Genomic DNA, 4,438 nt, shown 5'->3' with positions numbered 1-4,438 from the left:
TTACTTATTCTGGCTAGTTCCTAATTCAATCACAAGAAAATAAAAAGTCTCGAAATTTGTCAAGAAAGAGTGCCTATATTCAAAATATTATTCTAACTTTGGGGATTTAAAAAATGCTATCATTAACTGCCTGAGCCAAACTGAAAGTACTCATAAAAAAAAACTTGATTCATTACTTACATTACGGTTTCAGAGATTTGAAAAAGCTCAATTTTTGGAGGTGTGAAGTATAAGTAAAATAACGATCCCTAAATCAGCTAAAAAATGGATATTTATTTTACAAGAAAGCAGTAATACAAAGATCAGGGGGGGAGTGGGGAGTTTTATATAAAAAAGATCTCTGTATTACCCGCGATTCTTGATTCTTTTTTTAAGAACAAATCATAATTGAAAATATATTATTTATACATTTTCAGAATAAACATTTTTTTAACGAGTTTGCAGCGTTAACATAATTATTAATAAAATAGTTCAAGCGGCATTATTGCCTCTTCCTTTTTGGTTGATATATAATTGTTCGATCCGCTCAATTGTATCAATCTCATCAGCACTCTTGTCATCCCGCATCCTCACAAGTCTGGGGAAGCGTAAAGCATAGCCGGAATTGTAAGTTTGGCTTTTTTGGATCTCCTCAAATGCGACCTCGAACACCACCTCTGGCATAAATTCAAGTGCCTTCCCGCTTTCAAATACGATCAGATCCTTGAATATATCATTCAATTCACCAAGCATCTCATCTGTGATACCTGTTGCAACCCTTCCTATTGACAAAAATTCTCCTGTTTCAGGTTCAATGCATGCCAGTGAGTACGAACCAATAAGATTTACACGACGCCCTTCACCCCATTCCCCTCCGATAACTACGAGATCCAGTGATTCCATTACTGGTTTGACCTTAAGCCAGTGTTTTCCACGTTTGCCAGGGGAATAGAATGACTTCGGGTTCTTCAACATGATCCCCTCATGTCCTTCATCCAGCGCCTTATGGTATATCTCATCAATAACCTGGATCTCATCGGTGACCACCTGCTCAGCCACATTCATGTTATCAACAGGGGTAACGCATTCTATCAAGTGCTGTCTTCGCTGGAAGAGTGGTTGATCAAAGAGGCTCTGGCCGTCGATATACAATATGTCGAACAGGTACAACTGCAATGGAATCTGCCCTTTCATTACATCCACATTGTATTTGCGCCTGAATCGCTTGAGAATCTGCTGGAAAGCTCCTGGTTTACCGTCTTCACCGAGTACCACTACTTCCCCGTCGATAACTGCTTTTTCGGCAGTTATTCCATCTTTGACCATATCTACGATATCTGGCAGTGAAGCGGTCACATCTTCCAGTCGTCTTGAATAGAGAATTATATCATTTCCATCTTTATGGATCTGCAACCTGGCGCCGTCAAATTTCCATTCAACTGCCACCAACCCCATTTCTTCTACTGCTGCCTGGATTCCCTGGGATATTTGAGCTAACATCAGTTTGATTGGGTGTCCCAACTGGATGTCCAGGCTCTTCAAACCCTCAACACCATTCTGTTTGGCCTGCCTGGCAACCATACCCAGATCATTGGTCATCATATATGCCCACTCGACAGCATCCTTTGGTACATCGAAGGAACTGGCAATAGAATCCTGCACAATTCCCTCACCCACACCGATCCTGAGTTCTTCTATAGCCAGCCTTGCCAGATATAATGCTTCCAATGGAGTGGCCTGACCGAACATGAACTGCAGGTGCTTTACCTTAGCAGTTTGAGAACCCTTTCCAGACATGTTAGCGATATCTGTAAACCTGGAATAAACTTCCTTAATAGAAAGAACAGACTCTTCCCGTTCAAATACGGCAAACGTGGCCTGTGTTTTGTTATTGCTTAAAAGAGCTTCCTTTGCAGCCAGCCCCACATCACCTGTCTTGCGCACCAGATCAACAATGTCTTTGACCGGCTTGCCCGAAGCTTTTGAGATAGAAGTGTACAGTAGGCTTGGTCCAATACCCAATTGAAGCGGATCCCAGACCGGAAATACCAGGCCCATAATGAATCTGGATACGATCTCAAGTTCATCATCATCCACATTACTGAAGAATTCTGCTACGACCTGGGTCATCTCCAGGGAACTGGAGATTTCCTCGACACGATTACATAGGTCAGCAAAATCCTGAAAACTGGTCATGCAGTGCTTATCTGAAGTAAAAAGTCAAAACTGTTTCTATAAAAATTACAATAGGATTATAGTATCAGCCCTCCATAGTATCTGCTCCATGAAAGAGGAAATGACCAGCGTGGATGTAGCTGCTATTACATCAGATTTAAAGAACGGACCTCTGGGTCTGATAGATGCCAAGATCGGGAAGATCTACCAGACCGATTACGACGAGATCCGGATCACCCTTAATATTTATGGACAGGGCAGGCATAATCTGGTAATCCAGGCTGGAAAACGTATCCATCTTACAGAGCATCCCCGTCCAGCTCCCCAACTACCCCAGTCCTTTCCCATGATACTCAGGAAATATGTTATGGGAGGCAGGATAACGCAGGTTTCCCAGCATGATTTTGACAGGATAATCGAATTCGTAATAGTAAGGGCAGGTGAGACAAATAAAATTATTGCCGAGCTGTTTGCCAGGGGTAATATCCTTCTTACCGATGCCGAAGGCCGGATCTTGCAGCCCATGAAGCCGGTGAGTTTTAAGGACAGAAAGCTGCGCAGGGGTGAGATATATGAACTGCCCCCACCACAGCTCAGCCCTCTGGAAGTGACAGCAGAGGCGCTGAAAAAAATATTTATGAATTCTGACAGCGATGTTGTCAGAACACTGGCGACCCGGCTGAACATGGGTGGTGTGCTGGCCGAGGAGGTATGTCTTAGATCAGATATTGATAAAACAACGTCAGCAGGTGATGTTTCTGATTTTGAGAGTTTATGCAATTCTATGATCGAAGTTTTCAGTCCCATTGCGGAAGGACGGCTTGAACCTCAGATCGTGGCAAAAAATGGAAAAAATATCGATGTGCTGCCTTTTGGCCTTAAAAAATACCATGGATTAGAGATCACGAAATTTGAGACATTTAACTTAGCTCTTGATGAGTATTACAGCGCCGGAATTGAGATTGCCATCCAAACTGCTGTGAAACTTGAGAAAAAAGAAGGGGTGCTGGAGAGGCGACTTCGGCAGCAGCAGGAAGCTATTAATAAATTTGACATGTCTCAGGCCCAGTTCAAGCAGAAGGGGGAGCTGTTATACGGCAATTACCAGAGTGTTGAAGAGATATTGAATATTATTAACGATGCAAGGCAGCGTTTTGGCTGGGATGAGATTAAAGCCAGGCTAAAAAGTGCAGATATCCCACAGGCCAGGATAATAAAATCAATTGATTCCAGTAAAGGGATTATTAATTTAGAGCTGGATGGAGTAAGTATTGATGTTGATATCATGCTGCCCGTGCCCCAGAATGCACAGAAATATTATGATAAGGCCAAGAAGATTGCGAAAAAGAGAACTGGGGCAGAGCAAGCCATACTCCACACCCGGGATTTAATAAGAAAGAATGAATTGCCGGATCGTCCCAGGCGTTTGAGTGGTAAGGTCAAGGTCAAGCCTCGGTGGTATGATAATTTCAGATGGTTCCAGTCCTCAGATGGTTTTCTGGTTATTGGCGGACGGGATGCGGGCACTAATGAAGATGTGGTTAAGAAGTATATGGAGAAACGTGATATCTTCTTCCATACCGAGGCACCGGGCTCACCTGCTGTGGTTATTAAGACCGAAGGTAAGGAAGTGCCAGAAACCACATTAGAAGAAGCTGCCAAGTTTGTGGTATCCAATTCAGGTGTTTGGAAATCGGGTGGTGTGGAAGGTGACTGTTATTGGGTCACAGCAGAGCAGGTGTCCAAGACCCCGGAATCTGGAGAGTTCGTACCCCGTGGTTCATTTATTATCAGGGGTAAGCGTAATTATATGAAGGCTATTGTAGATGCAGCAATAGGCATCCAGATCGAGGGCGCAGTGCGGCTGGTTGGCGGGCCGTCAAGTGCTGTTAAAAAGCTGGCACAATTTATTGTAGAGGTCGAACCGGGTGAGTTCAACCAGAATGATATTGCAAAGAAAGTCTACAAGCTGCTGGTAGATGAGGTTGGGGACCGGCAGTTAGTGAAGTCGATTGCTTCGGCTGACAGGATCGCTATGATGCTGCCGCCCGGGGAGTCGAGGGTGAAGAAGGGGTGAGTTGAATAAATGTCCAGGGGGATAAAATCATTAGGAGAACATATGGCGCAATGGGTTACTATTTCGAGTGATGAATACGAATCCATGAAATCCACGCTGGAAATTATATCGGACCCGGAACTTTTGCAGCAGATTAAAATGAGCAGAGAAGATTTCAAGGCTGGAAGATACAAAGAACTTCGCGAACTTATTGAAAAATAGAAACAG

The 4,438-nt window shown here is 43.6% G+C and carries 3 protein-coding genes; 2 read left to right on the top strand and 1 reads right to left on the bottom strand.

Going from position 1 to position 4,438, the window contains the following annotated elements:
• Positions 1-471 precede the first annotated feature (471 nt).
• Positions 472-2,175 (bottom strand): ATP-dependent DNA ligase, encoded by a 1,704-nt coding sequence (locus tag IBX40_11205; protein ID MBE0524885.1) that lies wholly within the window; start codon positions 2,173-2,175, stop codon positions 472-474.
• An 88-nt stretch (positions 2,176-2,263) separates the two neighbouring features.
• Here IBX40_11205 and IBX40_11200 point away from each other — a divergent pair, with 88 nt between their 5' ends.
• Both IBX40_11200 and IBX40_11195 read left to right on the top strand, forming a co-directional pair.
• The gene (locus IBX40_11200; GenBank protein MBE0524884.1) at positions 2,264-4,231 is read left to right on the top strand and encodes an NFACT family protein; all 1,968 of its coding nucleotides are present in this window, start codon (positions 2,264-2,266) and stop codon (positions 4,229-4,231) included.
• A gap of 9 nt (positions 4,232-4,240) precedes the next feature.
• Positions 4,241-4,432 carry a hypothetical protein gene (locus tag IBX40_11195; GenBank protein MBE0524883.1) on the top strand — a complete coding sequence of 64 codons (192 nt, stop codon included), beginning with the start codon at positions 4,241-4,243 and terminating at the stop codon, positions 4,430-4,432.
• Positions 4,433-4,438 lie beyond the last annotated feature (6 nt).

It is taken from the genome of Methanosarcinales archaeon (genome assembly GCA_014859725.1).
In the GTDB taxonomy this organism is placed as follows: domain Archaea; phylum Halobacteriota; class Methanosarcinia; order Methanosarcinales; family Methanocomedenaceae; genus Kmv04.
Note: the sequence above shows the minus strand (reverse complement) of the source record. Positions and strands in the feature narration are given on the sequence as shown.

Bases quoted from the DNA above. Each gene is read 5' to 3' on its own strand.
- IBX40_11205 (MBE0524885.1), bottom strand. From the start codon at position 2,175: ATGACCAGTTTTCAGGATTTTGCTGACCTATGTAATCGTGTCGAGGAA.
- IBX40_11200 (MBE0524884.1), top strand. From the start codon at position 2,264: ATGAAAGAGGAAATGACCAGCGTGGATGTAGCTGCTATTACATCAGAT.
- IBX40_11195 (MBE0524883.1), top strand. From the start codon at position 4,241: ATGTCCAGGGGGATAAAATCATTAGGAGAACATATGGCGCAATGGGTT.